This is a genomic window from uncultured Xanthomarina sp. (assembly GCF_963971605.1).
Taxonomy (GTDB): Bacteria; Bacteroidota; Bacteroidia; order Flavobacteriales; family Flavobacteriaceae; genus Xanthomarina; species Xanthomarina gelatinilytica.
Genome location: NZ_CAXATZ010000029.1, coordinates 13,739 through 39,267 on the forward strand (window position 1 = coordinate 13,739; position 25,529 = coordinate 39,267).

At 36.4% G+C, this 25,529-nt stretch carries 22 protein-coding genes; 13 read left to right on the top strand and 9 right to left on the bottom strand.

The window, feature by feature from the left end; all coding sequences use genetic code 11:
* Positions 1-99: 99 nt before the first annotated feature.
* The 5 genes from AACY93_RS10440 to AACY93_RS10460 all read left to right on the top strand — a co-directional run bounded on the left by AACY93_RS10440 (position 100) and on the right by AACY93_RS10460 (position 11,494).
* Positions 100-3,534: a hypothetical protein gene (locus AACY93_RS10440; protein WP_286852896.1), complete on the top strand. Its 3,435-nt coding sequence runs from the start codon at positions 100-102 to the stop codon at positions 3,532-3,534.
* A gap of 54 nt (positions 3,535-3,588) precedes the next feature.
* Positions 3,589-3,975 carry a hypothetical protein gene (locus tag AACY93_RS10445; RefSeq protein WP_286852895.1) on the top strand — a complete coding sequence of 129 codons (387 nt, stop codon included), beginning with the start codon at positions 3,589-3,591 and terminating at the stop codon, positions 3,973-3,975.
* Positions 3,976-4,045: 70 nt separating this feature from the next.
* On the top strand, positions 4,046-8,362 hold the full coding sequence (locus tag AACY93_RS10450; protein WP_286852894.1) for a CusA/CzcA family heavy metal efflux RND transporter: 4,317 nt from the start codon (positions 4,046-4,048) through the stop codon (positions 8,360-8,362).
* Between the two features lie 2 nt (positions 8,363-8,364).
* Positions 8,365-9,510 carry an efflux RND transporter periplasmic adaptor subunit gene (locus tag AACY93_RS10455; protein ID WP_286852892.1) on the top strand — a complete coding sequence of 382 codons (1,146 nt, stop codon included), beginning with the start codon at positions 8,365-8,367 and terminating at the stop codon, positions 9,508-9,510.
* A gap of 10 nt (positions 9,511-9,520) precedes the next feature.
* On the top strand, positions 9,521-11,494 hold the full coding sequence (locus tag AACY93_RS10460; RefSeq protein ID WP_286852891.1) for a heavy metal translocating P-type ATPase: 1,974 nt from the start codon (positions 9,521-9,523) through the stop codon (positions 11,492-11,494).
* Between the two features lie 41 nt (positions 11,495-11,535).
* Here AACY93_RS10460 and AACY93_RS10465 read toward each other — a convergent pair whose 3' ends face one another.
* Positions 11,536-11,982, bottom strand: a complete 447-nt coding sequence (locus AACY93_RS10465) for a hypothetical protein (protein ID WP_007646741.1) — start codon at positions 11,980-11,982, stop codon at positions 11,536-11,538.
* Between the two features lie 173 nt (positions 11,983-12,155).
* Between AACY93_RS10465 and greA the strand changes: the two genes are divergently transcribed.
* Together greA and AACY93_RS10475 are read left to right on the top strand one after the other, a co-directional pair.
* A complete protein-coding gene (gene greA, locus AACY93_RS10470; RefSeq protein ID WP_007646739.1) occupies positions 12,156-12,629 on the top strand; it encodes a transcription elongation factor GreA in 474 nt (157 codons plus the stop codon).
* A gap of 76 nt (positions 12,630-12,705) precedes the next feature.
* The gene (locus AACY93_RS10475; RefSeq protein WP_007646733.1) at positions 12,706-13,095 is read left to right on the top strand and encodes an HIT family protein; all 390 of its coding nucleotides are present in this window, start codon (positions 12,706-12,708) and stop codon (positions 13,093-13,095) included.
* Here AACY93_RS10475 and AACY93_RS10480 read toward each other — a convergent pair.
* Both AACY93_RS10480 and AACY93_RS10485 read right to left on the bottom strand, forming a co-directional pair.
* A complete protein-coding gene (locus tag AACY93_RS10480) occupies positions 13,090-13,440 on the bottom strand; it encodes a hypothetical protein (RefSeq protein ID WP_007646728.1) in 351 nt (116 codons plus the stop codon). The two genes, AACY93_RS10475 and AACY93_RS10480, sit on opposite strands and share 6 nt — an antisense overlap.
* Positions 13,441-13,443: 3 nt before the next feature.
* Positions 13,444-14,610, bottom strand: coding sequence for a HAMP domain-containing sensor histidine kinase (locus tag AACY93_RS10485; protein ID WP_286852890.1), 1,167 nt, complete (start codon positions 14,608-14,610; stop codon positions 13,444-13,446).
* 120 nt (positions 14,611-14,730) lie between these two features.
* On the opposite strand from AACY93_RS10485, the gene AACY93_RS10490 reads away from it, so the two are divergent.
* From AACY93_RS10490 to AACY93_RS10505, 4 genes are all read left to right on the top strand, one after another.
* Complete coding sequence (locus tag AACY93_RS10490) at positions 14,731-15,600, top strand: flavin reductase family protein (protein ID WP_286852889.1); 870 nt, start codon at positions 14,731-14,733, stop codon at positions 15,598-15,600.
* A 58-nt stretch (positions 15,601-15,658) separates the two neighbouring features.
* Positions 15,659-16,033: a DUF3127 domain-containing protein gene (locus AACY93_RS10495; RefSeq protein ID WP_007646722.1), complete on the top strand. Its 375-nt coding sequence runs from the start codon at positions 15,659-15,661 to the stop codon at positions 16,031-16,033.
* 88 nt (positions 16,034-16,121) lie between these two features.
* On the top strand, positions 16,122-16,748 hold the full coding sequence (gene aat, locus AACY93_RS10500; RefSeq protein WP_286852888.1) for a leucyl/phenylalanyl-tRNA--protein transferase: 627 nt from the start codon (positions 16,122-16,124) through the stop codon (positions 16,746-16,748).
* 45 nt (positions 16,749-16,793) lie between these two features.
* Complete coding sequence (locus tag AACY93_RS10505) at positions 16,794-17,348, top strand: DUF4256 domain-containing protein (protein WP_286852887.1); 555 nt, start codon at positions 16,794-16,796, stop codon at positions 17,346-17,348.
* A 52-nt stretch (positions 17,349-17,400) separates the two neighbouring features.
* Here AACY93_RS10505 and AACY93_RS10510 read toward each other — a convergent pair whose 3' ends face one another.
* On the bottom strand, positions 17,401-17,976 hold the full coding sequence (locus tag AACY93_RS10510) for a DNA-3-methyladenine glycosylase I (protein ID WP_286852886.1): 576 nt from the start codon (positions 17,974-17,976) through the stop codon (positions 17,401-17,403).
* 138 nt (positions 17,977-18,114) lie between these two features.
* Here AACY93_RS10510 and AACY93_RS10515 point away from each other — a divergent pair, with 138 nt between their 5' ends.
* Positions 18,115-18,717, top strand: a complete 603-nt coding sequence (locus tag AACY93_RS10515) for a thioredoxin family protein (protein WP_286852885.1) — start codon at positions 18,115-18,117, stop codon at positions 18,715-18,717.
* Here the strand turns inward: AACY93_RS10515 and AACY93_RS10520 are convergent.
* From AACY93_RS10520 to AACY93_RS10540, 5 genes are all read right to left on the bottom strand, one after another.
* Positions 18,714-19,439, bottom strand: coding sequence for a hypothetical protein (locus AACY93_RS10520; protein ID WP_286852884.1), 726 nt, complete (start codon positions 19,437-19,439; stop codon positions 18,714-18,716). The genes AACY93_RS10515 and AACY93_RS10520 overlap by 4 nt on opposite strands.
* A 61-nt stretch (positions 19,440-19,500) precedes the next feature.
* A complete protein-coding gene (gene truB / locus AACY93_RS10525) occupies positions 19,501-20,193 on the bottom strand; it encodes a tRNA pseudouridine(55) synthase TruB (protein WP_286852883.1) in 693 nt (230 codons plus the stop codon).
* A 1-nt stretch (position 20,194) separates the two neighbouring features.
* Complete coding sequence (locus tag AACY93_RS10530; protein WP_286852882.1) at positions 20,195-20,992, bottom strand: undecaprenyl-diphosphate phosphatase; 798 nt, start codon at positions 20,990-20,992, stop codon at positions 20,195-20,197.
* Between the two features lie 80 nt (positions 20,993-21,072).
* A complete protein-coding gene (locus tag AACY93_RS10535; protein WP_007646706.1) occupies positions 21,073-21,342 on the bottom strand; it encodes a DUF3098 domain-containing protein in 270 nt (89 codons plus the stop codon).
* Positions 21,343-21,478: 136 nt separating this feature from the next.
* Positions 21,479-22,357: a permease-like cell division protein FtsX gene (locus AACY93_RS10540; RefSeq protein WP_286852881.1), complete on the bottom strand. Its 879-nt coding sequence runs from the start codon at positions 22,355-22,357 to the stop codon at positions 21,479-21,481.
* A gap of 124 nt (positions 22,358-22,481) precedes the next feature.
* Between AACY93_RS10540 and AACY93_RS10545 the strand changes: the two genes are divergently transcribed.
* A partial coding sequence (locus AACY93_RS10545; protein ID WP_287005673.1) for a class I tRNA ligase family protein occupies positions 22,482-25,529 on the top strand: 3,048 nt, incomplete at its 3' end.

Here is a 25,529-nt window from a genome sequence, read left to right on the forward strand (position 1 = left end):
TTACACTATTAAAATAATCCTAATTATTAAATAGTATTTAAAACGATTTAACAAAAGCTATCAACAAAATAATTTTATTGATATGCAGTTTAGTACTTCATGAAGTTTACACTTTCAATTTTATGCTTGCTTATTGGGTTTTTGGTTTCTGCTCAAGACCTGGATTCCAACTATAGAACTAAAACAGTTGCTGTAAGGGATTCAATTGCCATAGATAGTGTAAGCATTAATTCCAATTTTCTAACAATTAAAACAAAGGACAGTTCCTTTGTGGACGACTCTTACTATTCTGTAGATTATAAAAGAGCCATTATTACCTTCCATAAGCCCATAGATGCCGATTCTGTTATAGTGAATTATTTAAAGTATCCAGAATATTTAACCAGAACCTATAGGCAAATAAGCGATAGTGTGATTGTTGAAAATACTGGAAATCTGGCCAGGCTTTACAAGCTTTCACAACCAAGTGAAAAACAAAATTACACTCCCTTTGATGGGTTGTCTACTTCTGGAAGCATCTCAAGAGGTGTGGTTATTGGCAACAATCAAAACTCTGTGTTGAATAGCGAATTGGACCTTCAAATAACAGGGGAATTAAGTGAAAAAGTGTCTTTAAGGGCTTCCATTCAAGATGCCAACGTGCCTTTGCAGGAAAGTGGTTATTCGCAACGCTTGGATGAATTTGACCAGGTATTTATTGAACTTTTTAGTGATCATTGGAAAATTCGCGCTGGCGATATAGACCTTACAAACCCAACTTCCTATTTTGCCAATTTTAGTAAGCGTGTTCAAGGACTTTCTGTAGGAGCTATCTTAGATCACCCAGAATCACAAACCAACATATTTGCCTCTGGAGCTTTGGTAAGGGGACAGTTTACCACCAGTCAGTTTACTGCTGAAGAAGGCAACCAAGGCCCTTATAAATTGAAAGGTCCAAACCAGGAATTATATGTTTTAATAGTATCTGGAAGTGAAACGGTTTATGTAAATGGAATTGCTTTGGAACGAGGTGAATACAACGATTATGTTATAGATTACAATGCAGGTGAAATTATTTTCAATTCCACGTTTCCTGTTACTTCCGAAATGCGTGTCACTGTAGATTACCAATATAGCGAGCGCAACTATTCGCGTTTGGTTGTTTTTGGTGGAGGAAGATATGAAAGTGACAACCTAAACCTTGGTGTGTCCATATACAGCGAAAACGATTCCAAAAACAATCCCTTGCAGCAAAACCTCTCTGCAGAGCAAATTGAAATTTTAGCAGAGGCAGGAGACGATAGAACTCAAATGGTTGCGCCTTCCATAACGCCGGAAACTTATAATGAAAATAGAATTTTATACAAAAAGGAAATCATTAATGGAGTGGAAGTTTTAGTGTTTTCCAACAATCCAAACGATGAATTGTTCAGTGCACGCTTTACCTTGGTTGGAGATAATCAAGGAAATTACGTAATAAGCAGTGTTGATGCCATAAGTACTATTTTTGAATACGTAGAACCCATTGCTGGTGTACCACAGGGAAATTACGAACCCATCATTCAGTTGGTTGCTCCCACAAAACTTCAAATGGCCATAGTAAATGGAGAGTACAAGCCCACAGAAAAAACAGCCATAAATTTTGAAATTGCAGGAAGTAAAAACGATTTAAATCTTTTTTCCAATCTAGACGATGGAAACAACGATGGCTTTGCAGGAAAATTAAAAGTCAACCAAACACTTATAAAAAGAGATAGCTTGTGGAATTTGGAAGCTTTTGCAGATGTTGATTATATCCAAGAGAATTTTCGCTCTATACAGCGTATCTATAATGCCGAATTCAATCGGGATTGGAATTTAGGAGCCCCAACAAGTACCACAACGCAAACCAGTTTAGGAACGCAAACCTTTATTAAAACTGGCGCTCAAGCTTTTCATCACACCAAAGGGTTAGCACGTTATGAGTTTGAATATTTAAACTATTCAAAAAATTTTAATGGAAGCAGGCATATTGTTTCAGCCAATTTAAGCCTTAACAATTGGCATATTGCAACAAGTTCCAGTATGTTGAATACTACTTCAACCACAACCAATTCAACGTTTTTTAGAACCTATAATGTGTTAACCTACAGTTTTGGTAGAGCTTGGGCAGGAACCAGGTTGGCTATGGAAGACAACCAGCAAAAAGAAAACGACACAGATGTTTACACAGCTTTAAGTCAGAAGTTCAAGTCCTATGAAGTGTTTACTGGAGTTGGGGACAGCACCAAAGTGTTTGCCGAAATTGGCTACAAATATCGTGTAAATGATAGTTTAAAAAACAATCTCTTGCAAAAGGTAAACAGTTCCAATACCTATTATTTAGACTCTAAAATAATTCAAAACGAAAAAACAAATTTATCGCTTTACGCAAATTATAGAGTTTTAAAAAACACAGACCAAAGTCTTGAAGACGAACGTTCCCTAAATTCAAGAATTCAATTTAGTCAACGTTTTTTTAAGCAATTTTTTCTTTGGAACACGGTATACGAAACCAATTCCGGAACCTTGCCACAACAGGAGTTTACCTTTGTTGAAGTGGAGCCAGGACAAGGAAATTACACGTGGATAGACTACAACAACAATGGCATTCAGGAGCTGGAGGAATTTGAAATAGCCCAATTTCAAGATCAAGGAAAGTACATTCGGGTGTTGCTGCCCAATCAGGTATTTATAAAAACACATCAAAACAGGCTTAGTCAAACCTTAACCATCAACCCACAACAATGGTCCACAGAAGTTAGTGGTGTTAAAAAGGTGTTGTCTTACTTTTACAACCAAACATCCTATTTGGTAGATAGCAAGAGTAAGCGCGAAGGCAGTAAAATAAATTTAAATCCGTTTTATCGTGATCCAGAAAACGAATTGGGGCTTCAGTTGAATTTCAGGAACATTTTGTTTTTTAATAGAGGCAAACAACATTATACAACCTCATATACTTTTTTAAAAAACGATTCCAAAAACAATCTCACCATTGGTTTTATTGAAAATTCCTTAATAAGTCACGCCTTGCTTTTCAATCATAAATTTGCCACCAGCTGGTTGATTAATTTTCAAACCAGTTGGAACACAAATAAAAGCATTAGTGAGAATTTTGCCAGTAAAAATTATGAAATAGATGAAGGGAACATCAATCCTAAACTGTCTTATCTGTTAAATGACAATGTGCGATTCGATGTTTTTTATCAATATACAGATAAGCACAATACCATTGGCAGTAAGGAGACTTTAAAACAGCAAAAATATGGTGCGTCCTTTTCGTTTGCAAATTTCCAAAGTATGTCTATTATTGGGGAGTTCAATTATTTTGACAATAATTTTACTGGAAGTGCAAACACACCTGTAGCCTATCAAATGATGGAGGGGTTGCAACCTGGTAAAAATTATACTTGGAGCTTGTTGGCCCAGAAGAAAATCACCAAGTTTTTGGACCTAAACCTTAATTATCTGGGGAGAAAGAGTGAAACCAGTAAGGTGATACACACAGGAACCATTCAGTTAAAGGCTTATTTTTAAACATGTAACATTTGTTACCTTAAACGTGTTTATTTTTTATAACTTTGTGTAGGTATGAATAAACTTGTGGCCATAACATATGCTGTTTTAATTCTAATGCAGGGTTTTAACTTTAGTTTTGAAGATGTTTCAAAACTAAATGCCTTGATTGAGCATGCCAAGTACCATCAGGAAACCTATGGCGATTCTTTTTTGGAATTTTTGGCTGAACATTATGGAGACGCCAAATTTCAGCACGAAAACGAGCACGATGGTCATGAAGAACTACCGTTTAAGCACCATCAAACCTGCTCCCATAACAGTGTAACCTTTACGGTTCCAACTTTAAATTTCACTTTGGAATATCAACCTTTTGTTGAAATCCCATTCAATTTCTTTTACAAAGAATCTACTTCTTTATTCGAAAAACCTTCTGTTTTTCAATCTCCTAGATTAGCATAATACCTTCGTGATTTTTATCATTTATTATTAAGCTATTTCTTAATAGCTTACCACTTTTCACATCCAGATTATGTTAGAGAACATCATTAAATTTAGTTTAAAGAATAAACTTATTATTCTACTTTTTATGGCTTTTGTAGTTGGTTTTGGAATTTTTTCCTTAACCCAAATCCCTATTGGAGCCGTTCCAGATATTACCAATAACCAAGTACAGGTTATTACTACTTCAAGAAATTTATCCACACAAGATGTAGAGCAATTTATTACTTATCCAGTGGAACTGGAAATGGCCAATTTACCCGGAGTGGTGGAAATCCGTTCCGTTTCAAAATTTGGGCTATCTGTAGTCACCATTGTTTTTGAAGACGCTTTGGGTACTTATTTGCCAAGGCAACTTATTGCAGAAAAAATAAAATCGGCTTCCGAGAAAATCCCAGAAGGTTTCGGATCTCCAGAAATGGGGCCAATTACCACTGGATTGGGAGAAATTTACCAATATATTTTAGATGTTAAGCCAGAATACAAAGACAACTATTCCATAACCGATTTAAGAACCATTCAAGATTGGATTGTAAAACGTCAATTGTCTGGAATCCCAGGTGTTGTTGAAGTAAATACTTGGGGAGGTTTTTTAAAACAATATGAAGTGGCCATCAACCCTCAAAAACTAAATGCCATGAATATTTCGGTTTCAGAAATATATGATGCTTTAGAAAAGAACAACAGTGTTGCAGGTGGTGGTTATATTGAGAAAACCAATCAAGCATTTTTTATTAGAGGAGAAGGCTTGGTGGCCTCACTGGAAGATATTGGCAATATTGTGGTTAAAAACGATGGTGTTCCAATTTACATCAAAGACATTGCAAAAGTTGGTTTTGGTAGTGCCACACGTTTTGGAGCTATTACCGGAAATGGTGAAGGTGAAAAAGTTTTGGGTCAGATTATGATGCTTAAGGATGGCAATTCCAGTAAAATTATAAACGATGTTAAAGAACGCGTAGATGCCATACAGCACACACTGCCAGAAGGTGTTTACATCAATGGCTTTTTGGAAAGAACCGAACTGATAAACAAAACCACCTTTACAGTTGCCGAAAACTTAATTTTAGGTTCCCTTATTGTTATTTTTGTAGTGGTTTTGCTCTTGGGAAACTGGCGTTCAGGCTTGGTTGTGGCTTCAGTTATTCCATTGAGTTTATTGTTTGCCATTTCCATGATGAATCTCTTTGGTGTTGATGCCAATTTAATGAGTCTTGGAGCCATAGATTTTGGGATTATCATTGATGGAGCTGTCATTATTGTAGAGTTTATTGCTTTCCAAATAACAGCACAAACAGCTAAAATTAAATCTCTTTCCAGAAAAGATCAGCAAGCAGATATTGATGCCATTACTTTAAAAAGTTCATCCAGAATGATGAATTCTGCCATTTTCGGGCAGCTTATCATTTTAATCGTATTTATCCCTATTTTATCATTGAGTGGCATTGAAGGAAAAATGTTTAAACCTATGGCCATGACCTTCAGTTTTGCTTTGGTTGGAGCCATGATTTTCTGTTTAACCTATGTGCCAGTCATTTCTTCTTTGGTATTAAAACCACATGTTCAAAGCGACAAGAACATATCTGTAAGATTAATGAATGTTTTAAATAAGGCTTATAAACCAATTATAAATTGGGCCTTATTGAATAAAAGACTGGTAATTTCCTTTTCAGTCATTTTGTTGGTGAGTAGCATCTGGATTTTCAACAGAATGGGAGGCGAATTTGTGCCTACTTTAGATGAAGGCGATTTCGTGATCCAACCGGTTTTAAAAACAGGGACCTCTTTAAGTAAAACCATAGAAATCACCACCAGGATAGAACAGATTTTACTTGATAATTTTCCAGAGGTGGAACAGGTTGTGAGTAGAATTGGTGCAGCCGAAGTGCCAACAGATCCCATGTCCATGGAAGAAAGTGATGTGATTATTAAACTGAAACCCAAAAAAGAATGGGTGTCTGCTTCCAGTAAAGACGCATTGGCAGACAAGTTTAAGGAGGCACTTTCTGTAATTCCAGAAATGGAAGTGGAATTTACACAACCTATTGAAATGCGTTTTAACGAGTTGGTTACTGGAGTTAGGGCAGATGTGGCCATTAAAATCTTTGGGGAAGATTTAACAATCCTATCCAATAAAGCCAATGAGATCAAAACCCTAATTGAAGATGTGGAAGGTGCATCGGATATTATTGTTGAAAAGGTTGAAGGCTTACCTCAAATGAGTGTTAAATTCAACCGAAGCAAAATAGCCAGATATGGCTTGAATATTTCCGATTTAAACCAACTAATTTCCATGGGGTTTGCTGGTGGAACAGTGGGTTCTGTCTTTGAAGGTGAAAAACGTTTCGATTTGGTGATCCGTTTGGACAAAAGCCAAAGAAAAAACCTGGAAAGCCTAAAAAACCTTTATGTAGATACTCCTAACGGTTCTAAAATACCATTAAGTGAATTGGCAGACATTACTTACACAACAGGTCCTGCAAAAATTTCAAGGGACGATACCAAACGTCGTATAGTGGTTGGAATTAACGTTAGGAACAGAGACCTGCAATCTGTTGTGGACGATGTACAACAAATCATTAATAATCAGTTAGATCTGCCAACAGGTTACAGCATTACCTATGGAGGGCAATTTGAAAACCTACAAAGTGCCAAAGCGCGTTTGTTGGTAGCTGTTCCTATAGCCTTGGTGCTCATATTCATCTTGCTTTATTTTGCTTTTCATTCGGTGAAAGATGCGTTAATGATTTATACAGCCATTCCTCTTTCTGCAGTTGGTGGTATCCTGCTATTGTGGTTTAGGGATTTGCCTTTTAGTATCTCTGCAGGTGTTGGTTTTATAGCCTTGTTTGGAATAGCGGTTTTAAATGGTATTGTGCTTATTGAACACTTTAAAGAACTTAAGGAACAAGGCATCAAAAATATTGAAGAGCGTATAAAACGTGGTACAAGCGAGCGTTTACGTCCTGTTTTGTTAACTGCTGCAGCTGCTGCACTTGGGTTTTTGCCTATGGCAATTTCAACCAATGCTGGAGCTGAGGTACAACGTCCCTTGGCAACCGTTGTTATTGGAGGCTTGGTTAGTGCCACTATTTTAACCCTCGTGGTACTTCCTGTTATTTATGCTTGGGTAGAACAAAAAAAAGATCTTAAAATGAACAAAAAAAGTGTTACGCTTATCTTGATATTGTTTCTTTCATTTCAAATGAAAGCACAACAACAACAACCTTTAACCATTGAGGAAACTTTAAGTTTGGCCATAGAAAACAACTCAGGTTTAAAAGCGGCTTCCTTAAAAGTTGACGAAGCCAATGCTTTGGTGGAAAGTGCCTTTAGTTTTGATAAAACGGCCTTGTTTTATAACTACGACGAAAGTAATTTGGCTGCAAATAACGAGCCTTTAAAGGTGTTTGGCATTTCGCAGGACTTTAAGTTCCCAACGGTTTATTTTGCCGATAAAAAAGTGAATAAAACACAATATCAATTGCAGGAATCGCAATACAGCATGCAATTGCAATATTTAAAACGCGATGTGTACTCTAAATACTATCAATTACGCTATGCAAAAAACAAAGCGCAAACGTATCGGTTTTTGGATAGTTTATATCAAAATTTTGCTGTGTCTGCCAAACGCAGGTTTGAACTTGGAGAAACCAATTATCTGGAACTGATTACAGCTCAATCCAAACAAAAACAACTGGAAACGTTATACAATCAAGCTTTACAGGACATTGTTTTGGCCAACGAGCAGTTAAAAAAAGTGGTGCAAACAGATAGTTTGCACATAGCGAACCAACCTCTGGAAAAATTGCCATTGGAAAAAGTAACCATGACAGACAATTTGGGGTTACAGACATTTGAGCTTTCCAAAGCATATTACAAAGCATTGAACCAAAAAGAAAAGCAAAGTCTTTTACCAGATTTAAACGTGGAATATTTCCAAGGAACCAACAGTGGGATTAACAGAAACCTGGTAGGTTATACCTTTGGCATAAAAATCCCTTTGTTTTTTAGTGGCAATGCTTCAAAAATAAAAGCTTCTAAAATAGCTCAAGAAGTGGCAGAAGAACAACAAGTGGACTATCAGGTGAAATTGGAAGCAGAATACCAATCTTTATTGGCACAACTGAATCAATACGAAGAAGCCATAAATTATTACGAAACCCAAGGGAAAACCCTTTCAGAAGAAATTATTAAAACAGCTGAACGCACCTTTAAAGAAGGCGAAATAGATTTCTTTCAGTATATACAAAGTATTGAAACAGCCAAAGATATTGAACTCACATATCTGGATAATTTAAATACTTACAATCAAACAATTATTGCTATCAATTATTTAATTTTATAAAAATGAAAAACCTATATATCGTATTGTTTTCACTGGTTTTAGTAGCTTGTGGAAATTCAGAAAAAAACAATGAAGCTGTTGAAGAAGTTCATGCAGATTCCAATGAAATGCTTGTTACCAAACAACAGTTTGAAGGTGAGCAAATGGCCTTTGGCACTGTTTCAGAACAAGTGTTCTCTGAAACCGTTAAGGCCAATGGCATGATAGATGTCCCTCCACACAACAGGTCCAGTGTGGCCACTTTTATAGGAGGTTATGTTACAAAAACACCTTTATTGATTGGAGACAGGGTAAAAAAAGGGCAGTTGTTGGTTACCTTGGAAAATCCGGAATATGTAGAAATTCAGCAAAACTATTTAGAAGTGGCAGAGCAGTTAAGCTATTTAAAATCTGAGTTTAACAGACAAGAAACCTTATATAACGAAAATATTACTTCTCAAAAAAACTTCCTAAAAGCCGAAAGCGCTTATAAAAGCAATTTGGCGCTTTACAATGGGTTGCGAAAAAAGTTGCAGATGATGAACCTAAACCCAACTTTGGTAGAGCAAGGGCAAATAAGTTCCACCATTAATCTGTATGCTCCCATTGCAGGAAATGTTACCAAAGTCATGGTAAGTAACGGTAGCTATGTGTCACCTTCAGATACCATTATAGAAATTGTGGATACAGATCACATTCATTTAGAGCTTTCCGTTTTTGAAAAAGATATTTTAAAAATCAAAAAAGGCCAAGACATTTTGTTTACAATCCCTGAAGCAACAGATAGTATTTTTAAAGCCGATGTACATTTGGTTGGTACAACCATAGACGAAACAAACAGACGTGTTAAAATCCATGGTCATATTGAGGAAGGTCAGGCTCAGTTTGTGGTTGGGATGTTTGCAGAAGCCAATATTGTAATTAGCAATGTCAATCGTATGGCTTTGCCAAAAGAAGCCCTTATTGAAGCAGAAGCTAATTTTTTTGTGTTAGTTTTAAAGAATGAAACAGCAAACGAATATCAGTTGGAAAAAATAAAAGTTGTTAAAGGTTTGGAAACCGAAGATTTTGTTGAAATTTTAAATTCAGAAGATTTAAAAAACAAACGTATTTTAACCACAGGCACTTATATGTTGCTTAATGAAGGAGGTGGAGGTCACGACCATTAAAAAATGATTTATGGATAAACACAAAGAACACGCTCACAATCATGCTCATAGTGGTATTTTTGGAAAAAAAACAGAATTGTATTTTTCCTTGCTATGTGGTTTTTTTCTCTTATTGGGCTTTATTTTACAAAAAACTCATGTAGATCCTGATTGGGTTTCCTTGGCGGCATACATTATCTCTTACTTTTTTGGTGGCTATTTTATTTCTATTGAAGCCACAAAGAAAATATCCAAAGGAGGTTTCGATATAGATTTTCTTATGATTGCTGCTGCTATTGGTGCAGCCTATATTGGCAGTTGGGCAGAAGGAGCACTGCTATTGTTTTTATTCAGTTTGGGTCATGCCCTGGAAAGCTATGCCATGAACAAGGCTACCAAATCCATAGAAGCCTTAAGCGATTTATCGCCTAAAATGGCTTTGGTTATAAAGGATGGCAAACTTGTAGAAACCCCTGTCGAAGACCTAAAAATCAACGACATAATTGTTGTAAGACCTCATACAAAAATTGCAGCAGATGGCGTGATTGTAACCGGAAACAGCAGCATCAACCAAGCACCTATTACTGGAGAAAGCATGCCAGTTGACAAAACGGCAATTGCAACTACAGATCAATTACCGGATTTTAAGGACATAGATAAAAATCATATTGCATTTACAGGAACCATTAATGGCGATGGCCATATCGAGGTTTTGGTTTTAAAGCTCAGTTCAGACTCTACAGTTGCCAGATTAATAAAAATGGTAAGTGAAGTAGAGACCCAGAAATCTCCAACCCAACGTCTCACCAAAAAATTCGAGAAAATTTATGTGCCTATTGTTTTAATATTGGTGATCACACTTTGTTTTGCTTATGTAATAATAGACGAAACATTTTCAGAAAGCTTGTATCGTGCCATAACTGTTTTGGTAGCAGCTAGTCCTTGTGCTTTAGCTATTTCTACGCCAAGCGCTGTATTAAGTGGGATTGCAAGAGCTGCTCAAAAAGGGGTTTTAATAAAAGGAGGGAAAGCTTTAGAGGACTTAGGGACCATTTCTTCCATAGCCTTCGATAAAACAGGAACACTCACCGAAGGAAAACCAAAGTTAACCCATGTAATCCCTGTTAACGATTTTAATGAAACCGACTTTTTACAATTGGTATTAGAGGTAGAAAGCTTAAGCAATCATCCACTGGCAAAAGCTATTTCTAAAGACATCAAAGAGCAATACCAATTGGATTATTTAGGAAAGGCTTCCAACATAAATGCCATTCAAGGAAAAGGCATAGAGGCCATGTATAAACACCAAAAAGTTCTTATAGGAAACGGCAAACTCATGATGGATGAAGACATTGCTGTGTCAGACACGATAGCCACAAAAATGAACGATTTGCTTAAGCAAGGACATACAGTTATGCTGGTAGCTTATAACCAAAGCATTGCTGGACTAATAAGTGTGATGGATGTGCCAAGAAAAACAGCCGTAAGTACTTTAAAGCGTTTAAAAGAGATTGGTATCAAACGTATGATCATGCTTACTGGAGATCATCAAAATGTTGGAGATACCATAGCAAAACAAATAGGTTTAACAGAAGCTAAAGGGAATCTGTTGCCAGAAGATAAGGTGGATGCCATAAAAAAACTGCTTCAAGAAGACAAAAAAATAGCCATGGTTGGAGATGGTGTTAACGATGCTCCTGCTATGGCCTTAAGTACTGTAAGTGTTGCCATGGGAGCAGCTGGAAGCGATGTGGCTTTAGAAACTGCCGATGTTGCTTTAATGTCCGATAAAATTGAAATGCTCCCTTTTGTAATTGGATTGAGTAGGGAATCCAAACGTATTATCAAACAAAATATTTTTATTAGTTTGGGAGTGGTTGCCTTGTTGGTTCCAGTAACCATTTTAGGACTTACCAACATAGGTCTGGCTGTACTTTTTCATGAAGGTTCCACCATTGTAGTGGTAATAAATGCCTTAAGATTGTTGCGTTTTAAAATGGATTAGGATGGAATAACTTTGTCTTTCAGGAGTTATTTACATACTATTTAGTTGTTGTAAACCCTAATAATGTCTCCAAGAACTTCAACATAATAACGTTTTAAGGCATACTGTCCTGTAGTACCAGGTTGAATGTTTCCACTTAATATATCATAACTATTGCCATCATCACAATTACAGGTAGCAATTACATCTTCAACCGATAGCGTGGAACATTCGCTTAGGGGATGGTTTGGGTCGCTTAACTCAAAAGCACTATAATTTGTGCCACCAGCAAAATAGATCACCACACCATTAATCCCATAATTGTTGTTTAACACCACATGGTTATTGGCGTACTTTAACTGACTGTATTGAGGTAAGTTGGTGTTTACCAAATTTCCAGTATCAAAAGTTACATTGGGTATATATTGGTTGTTGTTATCGTTATCGTCACTTTTGCTACAGGATACAGTAATTAAAGCCAATAAAATAAGATATAAAATGCGATTCATTTTTAGTTAAATTTTCGCTTACAATTTACAACAAAAAGTAAACACAGTTAAATATTTTGTATATTTGTATATCAATCTCGTATTTGCGAGATTTTTTGCGTTATTCCCGAACGATTTCTTCTAGTATGTTGGAATGTGTTTCGGGATATTTATAATATATAAACGATGAAGTTATGAGTAAAGTATCTTATTACACGGAAGAAGGTTTAAAAAAATTAAGGGAAGAATTAAAACAACTAAAAGATATAGAGCGTCCTAAAGCCTCACAAGCCATTGCTGAGGCTAGAGACAAAGGCGATTTAAGTGAAAATGCCGAATACGATGCAGCTAAGGAGGCTCAAGGCATGTTGGAAATGAAAATTTCCAAACTGGAAGAAGCTTTGGCTGGAGCTCGAGTGATAGACGAATCGCAATTGGACAACTCCAAGGTTTTGGTCCTCTCTAAAGTGAAAATTAAAAACCAAACCAATGGTATGGAAATGGAATATACGCTTGTGGCCGATGGGGAAGCCGATTTGGCCTCAGGAAAAATTTCTGTAAACTCCCCTATTGGAAAAGGATTGTTGGGAAAATCTGTTGGTGAAGTTGCTGAAATACAAGTGCCTAATGGCGTTATGAAATTTGACATCTTGGAAATTTCCAGATAAGCAATTCCTGCTTTTTTCTTTTTTTAATTCAGAAAAGCAGGAATCTTTTTATATTTACTTAAATACTTGAAACATCATGGCATCAATCTTTTCTAAAATAATTTCTGGAGAAATTCCTTCTTATAAAATTGCGGAAACTGACGACTTTTTAGCTTTTTTGGATATCAATCCAAATGCTAAAGGGCATACCTTATGCATCCCTAAAAAAGAAGTAAATAAAATTTTCGATCTGGATGAAACAACCTATTTAAATTTAATGGCATTTTCAAGAAAAGTTGCAATTGCCATAGAAAAAGCCATTCCTTGCAAACGAGTTGGCATGTCTGTGGTAGGTTTGGAGGTGCCTCATGTACACGTACATTTAATTCCTTTAAACTCTATGGAAGACATTAGGTTCTTGAACAAAGCTAGCTTAACTCCAGAAGATTTTCAAGATACTGTTAAAGCCATTAAAGCTTATTTATAGGTTTGGTAAAAAAACAATCCCTAAAACCACCAATACAAAAACAATTAGGCTAATTATTAACAGCCAAGCACTTTTCTTTAATTTATAAGATGGATTTTTGGGTGTAAATGCTTTTTGATGATAGGCAACTACACGTTCTATATCTTCGGTCCAACGAACCGGATAAATGGTGGTTTGGCATGTATGGCACTCCAATTGGTTAGAGGTGTCTTTAGTTATGGACTTATAAAATCTGGACTCCACAAATTTTTGCTTAAAAGTTAAATGCAGTCCATTGGTATTGTAACATTCCGGACAGTTGTTATTTAAGGCCACTTCCTTAATTGTAATAAACTTCTCTTCCATAATTTAAATAGATTTCAATGAAATTTGCATGGTGGTTCCTTTGTCAATTTCAGAATGTATAACCCTAATCTTACCACCATGAAACTCTTCTATAATTCGTTTAGCTAACGATAACCCTAAGCCCCAACCACGTTTTTTGGTGGTGTAACCAGGCTCAAAAATAGCTTGAAACTGGTTTTTGGAAAGCCCTTTTCCAGTATCACTCACATTAATTTTTACGGTGTCTTCCAACTGAGAAATTTCAATGGTTAGCTTGCCTTTGCCTCTCATGGCATCAATGGCATTTTTTACCAAGTTCTCTATGGTCCAACTGTATAGTTGTTTGTTTAAATTTACATAAATTTCTTCGGAAGGGGTAATAAGTTCAAAATCAATAAGTTTGGAGCTTCTAGCTTTAAGGTAATCATAAGAGTCTATGGTTTCTTTTACAATATCTGCTTTTTCCAATGTTGGCAACGACCCAATTTTGCTAAAACGTTCGGTTATGGTTTGCAATCTGGCAATGTCTTTTTCAATTTCTTTAATATATTCCGGATTTACTTGTTCAGATTTTAATATTTCTGTCCATCCAATTAAAGAGGACAAAGGCGTTCCTATTTGATGGGCTGTTTCTTTGGCCATTCCAGACCATAGTTTGTTTTGTGTGGCAATTTTAGAACTCCTATAAAAGAAATAAACCACTGCTCCAAATAAAATTATAATGAGCAATAAGGCCAGAGGATAGTATTTTAACTTGTTCAGCACTTCAGAATTGCCATAATACAAAGTGCCATAAATAACCGTTTGCTTGGTAATGTTGTCCTCGTATGAAATTACTATGGGTTTGTTTTCTTGAGAATATTGGGTGATCAATTTATCAATGGACGCCTTTTCCTTTAAAATGGTTTCATCTATATTGTTGGAAATCAAGACGCTTCCATCATGGTAAACAAACATGGGATTGGTAATTTCAGAAGTAAACACCTTATCTACCAATGGGTTTACGTTTTCATCCAACGGATTGGAATTTATTTCTTGATAAGCAGCAGCCCAAATGTCCAGTTTTGACTGTTCTTCTATTTTAAATTTTTGAAAAAATACATAGGTGTTCCATAAAATAAGGGAAATAATACCAAATGAAGCCACAACAATAATCCATCTGGTAAGATGTCTGTATTTAGAAAAAAGCATAAAACATATTTTATTTTGAAATATAATGTAAAATCTGTTAATAATATTGTGTTACTAGCAAACAAATCATTTTTAGTTCATTAACAGAATGGTTACATTTGTGCAAATTAAAAAAGTTTCATGACATCATTCGAGCCAAAAGATTTATCAGTAGGAAAGTTACATGGTTATTTGTTAAGTGCTGTGGCACCCAGACCTATAGCTTTTGCAAGTACTATGGATAATAATGGAAACCCCAATCTATCGCCTTTTAGCTTCTTTAATGTGTTTAGTGCCAATCCACCTATATTAATTTTTTCACCAGCAAGACGTGTGAGAAACAACACCACCAAACACACCTTGGAGAATATTTTAGCAACAAAGGAAGTGGTTATCAATGTGGTTAATTTCGATATGGTGCATCAAGCATCCTTAAGCAGTACAGAATATCCTGAAGGAGTCAACGAGTTTGACAAAGCAGGTTTAACGATGTTAAAATCGGACTTGGTAAGCCCTTTTAGGGTAGCCGAATCGCCAATTCAATTTGAGTGTAAAGTAAATGAAGTAGTGGCTTTGGGAGACCAAGGAGGTGCAGGAAATTTAGTGATTTGCGAAGTGGTGAAACTTCATATTGAAGACGATATCCTAGATGCTGAAGGCAGTATCGATCAAGAAAAACTGGATCTGGTGGCTAGAGCTGGAGGAAATTACTACAGTCGTGCCAGAAGTGGCTTTTTTGAGTTGCCAAAACCATTATCAACCCTAGGGATTGGGGTTGATAGTTTCCCGGAAGATGTTAAAAACAGTATGATTTTAACCGGAAACGATCTTGGTATGCTAGCAAATGTAGACACTTTGCCAACTCCAGAAGAAGTGAGTAAATTTGTTGAGACAGTCAGTCAACGCTATCCAGATATCACAACAGCATCCCACAGGGAAAAGCATAAATTGGCACACAATTATTTAAGCTTTGGAGATATACAAAGTGCCTGGAAAATATTATTATCATAAAGTAGAAAGAGAAATTCCTGTTTTAAAAAGGAATGAAAAAGTTAAATTAAATTAAGTAATGGAAGTACAAGGAAAAATTAAAGTTATTGGAGACACACAAACCTTTGGGAATAATGGGTTTAGAAAACGAGAAGTGGTTGTGACAACAGAAGAGCAATACCCACAACATATTATGGTGGAGTTTGTTCAGGATAAAACCGATTTGTTGAACAATTTTCAAGTGGGTCAACAAGTAAAAATAAGTATTAATTTGCGTGGAAGAGAGTGGACAAACCCACAAGGAGAAGTAAAATATTTTAACTCCATTCAAGGTTGGAGAATTGAGGCGCTACAACAAGATGCTTCTGGTAATATGCCACCAATGCCACCAGCTGAAGCTTTTGAACCAGCAAACGATTTGAACGAAGACGATCACGACGATCTGCCATTTTAAAACATTAATTGTCACCTTGAGCGCAGTCGAAAGGTCTAAAACCTAACCTCAATGTGAAAACGTTGAGGTTTTTTTATATTGCCAGACTATGATTACCTATTTAACCTCAGAAATCCGTTTTCCCAATGTCCATCAAGCAAATCCCGATGGTCTTTTGGCTGTTGGTGGCGATTTATCTACAGAACGCTTGATTCTGGCATATAAAAAGGGCATTTTTCCTTGGTTTGAAAAAAACCAACCCATATTATGGTGGTCTCCAAACCCAAGGTTTGTGCTGTTTCCAGAGAAATTAAAAGTGTCCAAAAGTATGAAACAGGTGTTAAAAAACCACGATTTTACCATAACCATCAATCTAGATTTTAAAACTGTGATAACCGAGTGCGCCAAAACCAAAAGAACAGGTCAGCGTGGCACTTGGATAACAAACAGTATGATGGAGGCTTATATGAAACTACATAAAGAGGGTATTGCTAAATCTGTGGAGGTTTGGCAAAACAATATTTTAGTGGCAGGTTTGTATGGTGTGGATTTAAACAATGGCGTGTTTTGTGGCGAAAGTATGTTCACAAAAGTTAGTAATGCCAGTAAAGCCGGTTTTATAAGCTTTATACAAAACAGCAATTACAACCTGATAGACTGCCAAGTGTACACCAATCATTTAGCCAGTTTGGGAGCTGAAGACATTTCTAGGGAAGACTTCCTGGGGTTTTTGTGAAGTAATCCGTTTATTTTTCTTTAAAGAAACACTAATTTTACACTTATGAAAAAATTATCGCCTACAGAAAGTCAAGATCTTATTCAAGTCCTAAAAAACCGTTTTGAAAATCACAGGCATCGCCATGAAGCTTTGGACTGGTCAAAAATTCAAGCCAGATTAGAAACCCATCCAGAAAAATTGTGGTCGCTTTACCAAATGGAACAAACTGGAGGCGAACCAGATGTGGTAAATTACGATAAACAGACGGGAGAATACGTTTTTTATGATTGCTCCAAAGAAAGCCCAAAAGGACGTAGAAGCCTTTGCTACGATATGAAAGCTCTACAGTCCAGAAAAAAATTCAAGCCAAAGGACAATGCTATGGATCTGGCAACTACCATGGGAATAGAGCTTTTAAGTGTCGCACAATATCAAGATTTACAAAAATTGGAAGCTATAGATTTAAAAACCTCTAGTTGGGTAAAAACACCTGAAGAAATTAGAAGCCTTGGGGGAGCCCTTTTTGGCGACAATCGTTTTGGTACAGTCTTTATCTATCACAATGGTGCAGAATCATACTATGCAGCTAGAGGCTTTCGAGGAGCTCTTAGAGTCTGAATGGATTTGAATGTTAAAAACATTGACAGCAAGAGTTAACTTTTTTTAATTTTCATGATTCATTATCCACCTCATGATACCTAAAACACCCAACCTCATGATCGTTTACCATGCCTGTGGCTTGCATATGTGCATACATAACCGTGGAGCCTACAAACTTAAAACCCCGTTTTTTTAAATCCTTGCTTAAAGCATCCGAAATAGCAGTAGTTGCAGGTGCTTCTTTATAATGTTTGAGTTTGTTTTTTATGGGTTCGCCATCTACAAATCCCCAAATATAATTGCTGAAACTTCCAAATTCTTCTTGGATTTTCATAAACATTTGAGCATTGGTAATTGTGGCATGTATTTTTAATTTGTTCCTTATGATGCCTGCATCTTGTAACAAACTGTCTATTTTGTCCTGTTTGTATTGGGCAATTTTCCTGTAGTTAAAACCATCAAAAGCCTTTCTGAAATTCTCCCGTTTTCTTAAAATGGTAATCCAGCTTAAACCTGCCTGAAAGGTTTCAAGGATTAAAAATTCAAAAAGTGTGTCATCATCTGTTACTGGAACGCCCCATTCTTGATCGTGATACGCTTCGTATAGCTCGTCACCAACACACCAACCACATCTATGTTTTGTCATTGAAAAGTGATTTTTATTTCCATGTCTATGGAAATCTCATTAATTGTAAGTTTTTGGAATAAAGATAGACATAGATATGATATAAATCATAAAACAACTAAGCAGAACAACTTATTTTTGCTGCATTATATAAAAAGTATGGAAGAAATAATTAAAGATAGTTTGGCTAAGAGTATGTCTTACCAAGATTACAGAACCCTAATAAATCAATTGGTGTTAAACGAATCCACTACTGGAAACGATAAAAGTGAAGACATGGTTGCTTTTACCAAGTTAAACGACCAGCGTATGAAGCGTTGGGACAAAACCATTAAAGTTACAGACAGTGTAAAAGCAGAGTTGGCTAATATAGAAACCAAACAAACTTGGTTGGTGCTAACCGAAAGTTGGTGTGGCGATGCGGCCCATGTGGTTCCTGTTTTTAATAAATTGTCTGAATTAAACCCAAACATTAATTTTAGGGTGGTTCTTCGCGATGACAACGAAGCTTTAATGAATCTGTTTTTAACCAATGGCGGCAAAGCCATTCCTAAATTGATTATCATTGATGATGCTTCCAACGAAGTGATAAATACCTTTGGGCCAAGACCATCTGAAGCAACAAAATTAGTGGTTGATTACAAGGCCAAACACGGTCAAATCACGCCAGAGATTAAAGAGGAATTGCAACAATGGTACAATACAGATAAAGGTCAGGGCGTAATTCGTGAAGTAATGAATTTACTAACGGTTACGGCTTAATTTTTACCTTCAAAATAAAAAGTTATTGTCCCAATTTGTGAAGGTTTGGAAACATCTGTGCTAAATCTGGCTTCTTTGGCATAATCTAAGGCATGGTCTTTTAAACATTCGTTTTTGGACGTTGTGGAAGCATTTACATAAGCATCTGTAACCAAACCGGAAGCATTTACGGTAATGTTTATTATAATTTTTCCACCTTCTTCACATAAATAAATAGGTGTGGGCAAATATTCATGGGTTCTGTTTACCAAAGAATAGTGCATGCTGCTATTTTTATTGACCGATTGACTGCTGTTGCTTGGTTTTCTTTTGTTTAGAACATCGTTAACACTACTGTAAGAAGACAAAACAGCATCGTCAATTTCTGAAATTGCTTGGGTTGTGCCAGATTCTGATAGGTCATTTTCCATCATATTTTCCGATGGTTTAGGCACATAGTCTTTTGGAGGCGCAATAGGCTGATAAGCTTCAGCAAATTTCTTGTATTCTTGGGTTTCGTTATAAGCTTTATTGGTTTCAGAAGGTTGTTTTTCTACAGCTTCGGCTAGTTTTTCAGCTTCAAGTTCTTCTGGTGTTTTTGGCGTTTCGGGCTCTAAAAGATAGTAGCTTTCGGCCATTAATTCGTTTTGCTTTTTTATATGAAAACTAAACAGAGAAAGTACGATGGTTCCTGAGACCAATAAGGTAATTAAAAGTGCTTTATGTTTGTTCGATAGATTCAAAAAACTCAAATGTTGGGTATAAAACCGTTTCAGGCTTCAATCTAATATACGAAAAATAGTGCTATTTGGTTGTTAAGCTTTCTATAAAGGCTTCAGGTGTTAGCGCGTTTTCCACATGGAAATCACCAATTTTTGTTCGTCTTAAAGCCGATAAATGGGATCCCGATTTAAGGGCTTTCCCAAAATCGTTAGCCAAAGAACGTATATAGGTTCCTTTACTACAAACTACCCTAAAATGAATGTCTTGTCCTTCAATACCTGTAATGTCAAATTCTGAAATAGTGATTTTACGTGATTTTAATTCAACGTCTTCACCAGCCCTTGCAAATTCATATAAGCGTTTGCCATCTTTTTTTATGGCTGAAAAAACGGGAGGATATTGCTCAATCTCGCCAATAAATCCTTGTGTGGCATCACGAATGTCTTTTTCAGTAATATGGTCTGTAGGAAAAGTTTTGTTGATGTCTGTTTCCAAATCGTAAGATGGTGTCGTGCTTCCCAAGACAATGGTTCCTGTATATTCTTTTTCTTGACCTTGAAATGTGTCTATTTGTTTGGTCATTTTTCCAGTGCAGATTACCAATAAACCAGTTGCAAGTGGGTCTAAGGTGCCAGCATGACCTACCTTTATTTTCTTGATGTTGAAAGCGTGACGTATTTCCCAACGCAGTTTGTTCACAGCTTGAAACGATGTCCAATGCAACGGCTTGTCTATTAATAAAACCTGTCCTGAAAGATAGTCTTCTGCCGTCATTTCATGGGTTTAAAGAGGAATAAATAATGGCTATCATACCTACTACCACACAATAGATGGCAAAATAAGTTAGCTTGCTTTTTTTTACCAAAGTAATCATCCATGTACAGGCTACCAAACCAGATACAAAAGCTGCAATAAACCCAATACTTAAGGATACAAAACTTTCACTGTTGTAAGTTAAATCCCCTGTAAGAATATCTTTGGCAATTTTTCCAAAAATCAAGGGCACTACCATCAAGAATGAAAATCTGGCAGCTTTGGTTTTATCAGTTCCCAGTAACACTGAAGCAGAGATTGTGGCTCCAGACCTTGAGATTCCCGGCAACATAGCAATGGCTTGTGAGATGCCTATTATAAAGGCATTTTTAAAAGTTACATGTTTATCGGTGTCTTTAGCTTTATCTGCCAAGAAAAGTAAAAAAGCAGTAATCAATAACATAAAACCTACCAGTTGAATGCTGCCACCAAATAATTCGGCAAGTTGCGACTCGTAATTATAACCAATAATGACAGCAGGAATCATGGAAACCAGTATTTTTACTACCAATTGGGTGTCTTCGTTCCATTGAAAGGCAAACAGGCTTTTAAAAATGGTAAAAATATCTTTTCTAAAGATCACCATGGTACTTAAGGCAGTTGCAAAATGAAGAACAACTGTAAACATCAGGCTTTCCTGTGGTATGGAATGGTCGCCTAAAATGGCTTTGCCAAGTTCTAAATGTCCACTGGATGAAACCGGAAGGAATTCAGTAAGACCTTGAATAACCCCTAAAATGATAGAATCAATAATGTCCATGAAGTGAAAAATTCAATATTCAAAAACCACATCCCAAATTTTATTGGAATAAGGTTTTATACGTTAGTAGGAATTAAAAATTAGTTTTTGGATTTTTCTTTCTTATTTGGATTTAATAAAATAGCATACACTTGCAACCCAAAACCTATCAATACCAAGGTAGGAGCCAAACGGATGCGTCTAAAACTAAAAATATCTGGACTGAACACATTAGGATCGTCACTTCCACCACCAGACATTAAAACAAACCCAATAGCTATAAATGCCAAGCCAATAAGCATAAATTTATAATTTTTCTTTCCGAAGATAAAGTCGCTTTTAGCTTGTTCCTTACGTTTTTGTTCTCCCATAATATGTTGTTTAATACTATAAAACTTAAAACCTGCAAAGTAACGGTTTTATTTAAACTATCGCGTTAACAGTTTCTAAAAATAACGGATGTTTGTCTATCATGCCAAATTTAAACCCAAAACCTTGAACCTTGAATCAATAATAAAGCTGGTCTGTTTTCAAATTTAAAAATCGCTGAGTCGCAATAAAAGTACTTATCCAGGTAATTACAATGCCTAGCAAGAAAATGCCAGCAAATAAAGCACCTAATAAAACAGGGTTTTGTAACAAATTCAATTCTGGGAATGTTTTGTTTAAATAATGCAGTACCACTGCCACACCCAACAACGCAACAAGAGCTCCAATAATGCCTAGACGCACACTTTTCCATACAAAGGGTCTTCTGATAAATTGTTTGGTGGCGCCAACCATTTGCATGGTTTTTATGGTAAAACGCTTTGAGTAAACCGATAGCCTAATGGAGCTGTTTATCAATAAAACGGCTATTACGGTAAAGATGCCACTAATTACCAAGACCCAAAAACTTATTTTCTTTACATTGTTGTTCATTAAGGTTACCAAGTCGTTGTCATATCTCACTTCATCCACAAAATTTTTAGAAAGCGCTTCGTCTTTAATGGTTTCCAGGTGTTCAGAAGTTACAAAGTCTGCTTTTAGGTGCACATCTATGGAATTCTGTAACGGATTATAACCCAAGAAATCCATAAAATCCTCTCCATTTTCAGCTTTCATGGATTCGGCTGCTTGTTCTTTGGACACAAATTCTGTGGATTTAACGTAATTGGACATGGCCAAGCTTTTTTCAAGTTGTTTTATTTCCACGTCTTTGGCAGCTTCTTTTAAATAAATGGTTACAACTACCTGTTCCTTAAAGTGATCGGAAACCTTTTTAGCATTTAATATCAATAAACCAAGCAAGCCTAATAAAAACAAGACCAAAGCGATACTTAATACCACTGAAAAATAAGAAGAAATTAATCTGCGTTTTTGATAATTTTCAAAAGAAGAACTCATACATGTTTTATTAATGATGTAAAAATAAAAAAGAAATCTATTCTCTTATGGTTTAAAACGTTTAAACTTTCAATATTCTTATAATAAGTTTAAATTTGCGCTTTTACAAGCGAAAAATTAGACAATGCAATATCATTTCAACGAGATAGAAGCCAAATGGCAAAAATATTGGGCAGATAACCAAACGTTTAAAGCCGAAAACAACTCAGAAAAACCAAAATATTATGTGTTGGACATGTTTCCTTATCCTTCTGGAGCAGGCTTACATGTTGGGCATCCTTTAGGATATATAGCCAGTGATATTTATGCGCGTTACAAGCGTCATAAAGGATTTAATGTGCTGCATCCCCAAGGTTATGATAGTTTTGGCCTGCCTGCAGAACAATATGCCATTCAAACGGGTCAGCATCCAGCTTTAACCACTGAAGAAAATATTAAAACCTACCGACGACAGTTGGACCAAATTGGTTTTTCATTCGATTGGTCTCGTGAAGTTCGCACCTCTGATCCTGAGTATTACAAATGGACCCAATGGATTTTCATTCAATTGTTTGAGTCTTGGTACTGTAAGCACACTAACAAAGCTTTTCCTATTTCTGAATTAGAAAAGGTATTTGCCTCTGAAGGTAATGAAGCCGTAGAAGCCGTTTGTGATGATAATGTTGAGGTATTCAGTGCAAAACAATGGAACGCTTTTTCAGATGTTGAAAAACAAGAAATATTACTTAAGTACAGACTAACTTATTTGGCAGAAACCGAAGTGAACTGGTGTCCTGCCCTGGGAACCGTTTTGGCAAACGATGAAATTGTAAATGGCGTGTCGGAACGTGGCGGACATCCGGTTATCAGAAAGAAAATGACACAATGGTCTATGCGAATTTCTGCTTATGCCGAAAGGTTATTGCAAGGATTGGACACGATAGATTGGACAGAGTCCCTTAAAGAAAGTCAGCGTAATTGGATTGGGAAATCGGTTGGTGCTTCTGTAACCTTCAACGTCATGGCGAGTGAAACGAAGCAATCTACAAAAAATGAAAAAGAGTGTCATGCTGAGCCTGTCGAAGCATCTCATAAAATCGAAGTCTTCACAACAAGACCTGACACCATTTTCGGAGTAAGTTTTATGACGCTTGCCCCAGAACATGAACTGGTGTTGAAAATCACCACACCTGATCAGAAAGCAGAGGTCGAGGCCTATATTCAAGCCACTGCAAAACGTAGCGAAAGAGATAGGATGGCAGATGTAAAAACCATTTCTGGAGCGTTTACAGGTGCTTATGCCGAACATCCTTTTACAAAAAAACCTATTCCAATCTGGATTGGAGATTATGTGTTGGCAGGTTATGGCACAGGAGCCGTTATGTCTGTTCCTTGTGGAGACCAACGTGATTACGATTTTGCAAAGCATTTCAATATTCCCATTCCTAACATTTTTGAAGGGGTTGATATTTCTGAAGAAGCTTTTTCAGATAAAGACAATACCGTAATTTCCAATTCTGATTTCCTTAACGGAATGAATTACAAAAAGGCAACCAAACGAGCTATTTTTGAACTGGAACAAATTGGTCAAGGCCAAGGAAAAACCAATTACAGACTGCGTGATGCTGTGTTTTCCCGTCAAAGATATTGGGGAGAACCTTTTCCTGTTTATTATGTAAATGGCTTGCCACAAATGATAGATAAAGCACATTTGCCAATACGTTTACCAGAAGTGGAAAAGTATTTGCCTACCGAAACAGGCGAGCCACCTCTAGGGCGTGCCGATGTTTGGGCTTGGTGCACAGAAACCAATTCGGTTGTGGCAAACAAAAAGGTTAATAATACAACCGTATTTCCTTTGGAACTGAATACCATGCCAGGATGGGCTGGAAGTTCTTGGTATTTCTTTAGGTATATGGATGCACAAAACAACCAGGAATTTGCAAGTGAAGAAGCACTTAAATATTGGGAGAACGTCGATTTGTACATTGGAGGAAGCGAACATGCCACAGGACATTTATTGTACTCACGTTTTTGGGTGAAGTTTATGAAAGATAGAGGTTTTGTTCAGGTGGAAGAGCCTTTTAAGAAGCTCATCAACCAAGGGATGATTTTAGGGACAAGTGCTTTTGTGTATCGCTTAAGCTACATGTTTGCCAATCCTAAAGAAGAAGAAAGCCTGGGAAAACAATTATTGAAAAAACTAGATAATATTTATATTTCTCATTCTGAGTTTATCAGTAAAGGGGATTTGGAAGCTAACAAAGAATACTTAAAGGAACTGAAACGTAAACTTGCTGAAATAGCAGGTCTTAGCGATGCTTCTGAATTGGAAAATGTTATAGTGGTACCACTACCTATTCACGTAAAAGTGCAATACATAAATGCTTCAGATGAATTGAATATTGAAGGTTTAAAAAACGACAGTGAATTTGGTGAAGATTATCAAAACGCTATTTTCATTGGTGAAAACGGAAAAATAATAGAAGGGGAAAATGATGTCTACAAAGTAGGTCGTGAAGTAGAAAAAATGTCCAAATCCAAATACAACGTGGTCAATCCAGACAGTATTTGCGAGCAATATGGAGCAGACAGTTTGCGTTTGTATGAAATGTTCCTTGGGCCTTTGGAGCAAGCAAAACCATGGAATACAGCTGGTATTACAGGAGTTCACGGGTTTCTTAAAAAATTATGGAAATTATACCATCAAGGTGAAAATGGCAGTTTTTACGTGCATAGTTCCACTTCTTTAGAGACTTTAGGAGAGTCTTTTAAAACCCTTCATAAAACCATTAAAAAAGTGGAAGAGGATATTGAGGGTTTCTCATTCAACACCTCTGTTTCTACCTTTATGATTGCTGTAAATGAATTAACTGCTCAAAAGTGCACCAGCAAACAAGTGTTGGAACCCTTATTAATATTATTGTCACCTTATGCGCCACATATTGCAGAGGAATTATGGAGCAAATTAGGACATAGGGAGTCTATTGCAACCGCACCTTTTCCTAAGTTTGAAGAGAAATATTTAGTGGAAAACACCAAGAATTATCCAATTTCTTTCAACGGTAAAATGCGTTTTACTTTGGAACTGCCTTTGGATATGAGCAAAGAAGATATTGAGAAAACGGTCATGGCCCACAAAAAAACCAAGGATCAATTACAAGGTCGTGAACCCAAAAAAGTGATTGTTGTT

Excerpts from the sequence above, each read along its gene's own strand:
- AACY93_RS10480 (WP_007646728.1), bottom strand. The coding sequence starts at position 13,440 with ATGGAAGAGAAGTTTATTACAATTAAGGAAGTGGCCTTAAATAACAAC.
- truB (WP_286852883.1), bottom strand. The coding sequence starts at position 20,193 with ATGACGGCAGAAGACTATCTTTCAGGACAGGTTTTATTAATAGACAAG.
- AACY93_RS10510 (WP_286852886.1), bottom strand. The coding sequence starts at position 17,976 with ATGACAAAACATAGATGTGGTTGGTGTGTTGGTGACGAGCTATACGAA.
- AACY93_RS10475 (WP_007646733.1), top strand. The coding sequence starts at position 12,706 with ATGGCATCAATCTTTTCTAAAATAATTTCTGGAGAAATTCCTTCTTAT.
- AACY93_RS10460 (WP_286852891.1), top strand. The coding sequence starts at position 9,521 with ATGGATAAACACAAAGAACACGCTCACAATCATGCTCATAGTGGTATT.
- AACY93_RS10530 (WP_286852882.1), bottom strand. The coding sequence starts at position 20,992 with ATGGACATTATTGATTCTATCATTTTAGGGGTTATTCAAGGTCTTACT.
- AACY93_RS10495 (WP_007646722.1), top strand. The coding sequence starts at position 15,659 with ATGGAAGTACAAGGAAAAATTAAAGTTATTGGAGACACACAAACCTTT.
- AACY93_RS10485 (WP_286852890.1), bottom strand. The coding sequence starts at position 14,610 with ATGCTTTTTTCTAAATACAGACATCTTACCAGATGGATTATTGTTGTG.
- AACY93_RS10535 (WP_007646706.1), bottom strand. The coding sequence starts at position 21,342 with ATGGGAGAACAAAAACGTAAGGAACAAGCTAAAAGCGACTTTATCTTC.
- AACY93_RS10505 (WP_286852887.1), top strand. The coding sequence starts at position 16,794 with ATGAAAAAATTATCGCCTACAGAAAGTCAAGATCTTATTCAAGTCCTA.
- AACY93_RS10490 (WP_286852889.1), top strand. The coding sequence starts at position 14,731 with ATGACATCATTCGAGCCAAAAGATTTATCAGTAGGAAAGTTACATGGT.
- AACY93_RS10515 (WP_286852885.1), top strand. The coding sequence starts at position 18,115 with ATGGAAGAAATAATTAAAGATAGTTTGGCTAAGAGTATGTCTTACCAA.
- AACY93_RS10445 (WP_286852895.1), top strand. The coding sequence starts at position 3,589 with ATGAATAAACTTGTGGCCATAACATATGCTGTTTTAATTCTAATGCAG.
- AACY93_RS10455 (WP_286852892.1), top strand. The coding sequence starts at position 8,365 with ATGAAAAACCTATATATCGTATTGTTTTCACTGGTTTTAGTAGCTTGT.
- AACY93_RS10450 (WP_286852894.1), top strand. The coding sequence starts at position 4,046 with ATGTTAGAGAACATCATTAAATTTAGTTTAAAGAATAAACTTATTATT.
- greA (WP_007646739.1), top strand. The coding sequence starts at position 12,156 with ATGAGTAAAGTATCTTATTACACGGAAGAAGGTTTAAAAAAATTAAGG.
- AACY93_RS10440 (WP_286852896.1), top strand. The coding sequence starts at position 100 with ATGAAGTTTACACTTTCAATTTTATGCTTGCTTATTGGGTTTTTGGTT.
- AACY93_RS10465 (WP_007646741.1), bottom strand. The coding sequence starts at position 11,982 with ATGAATCGCATTTTATATCTTATTTTATTGGCTTTAATTACTGTATCC.
- AACY93_RS10540 (WP_286852881.1), bottom strand. The coding sequence starts at position 22,357 with ATGAGTTCTTCTTTTGAAAATTATCAAAAACGCAGATTAATTTCTTCT.
- aat (WP_286852888.1), top strand. The coding sequence starts at position 16,122 with ATGATTACCTATTTAACCTCAGAAATCCGTTTTCCCAATGTCCATCAA.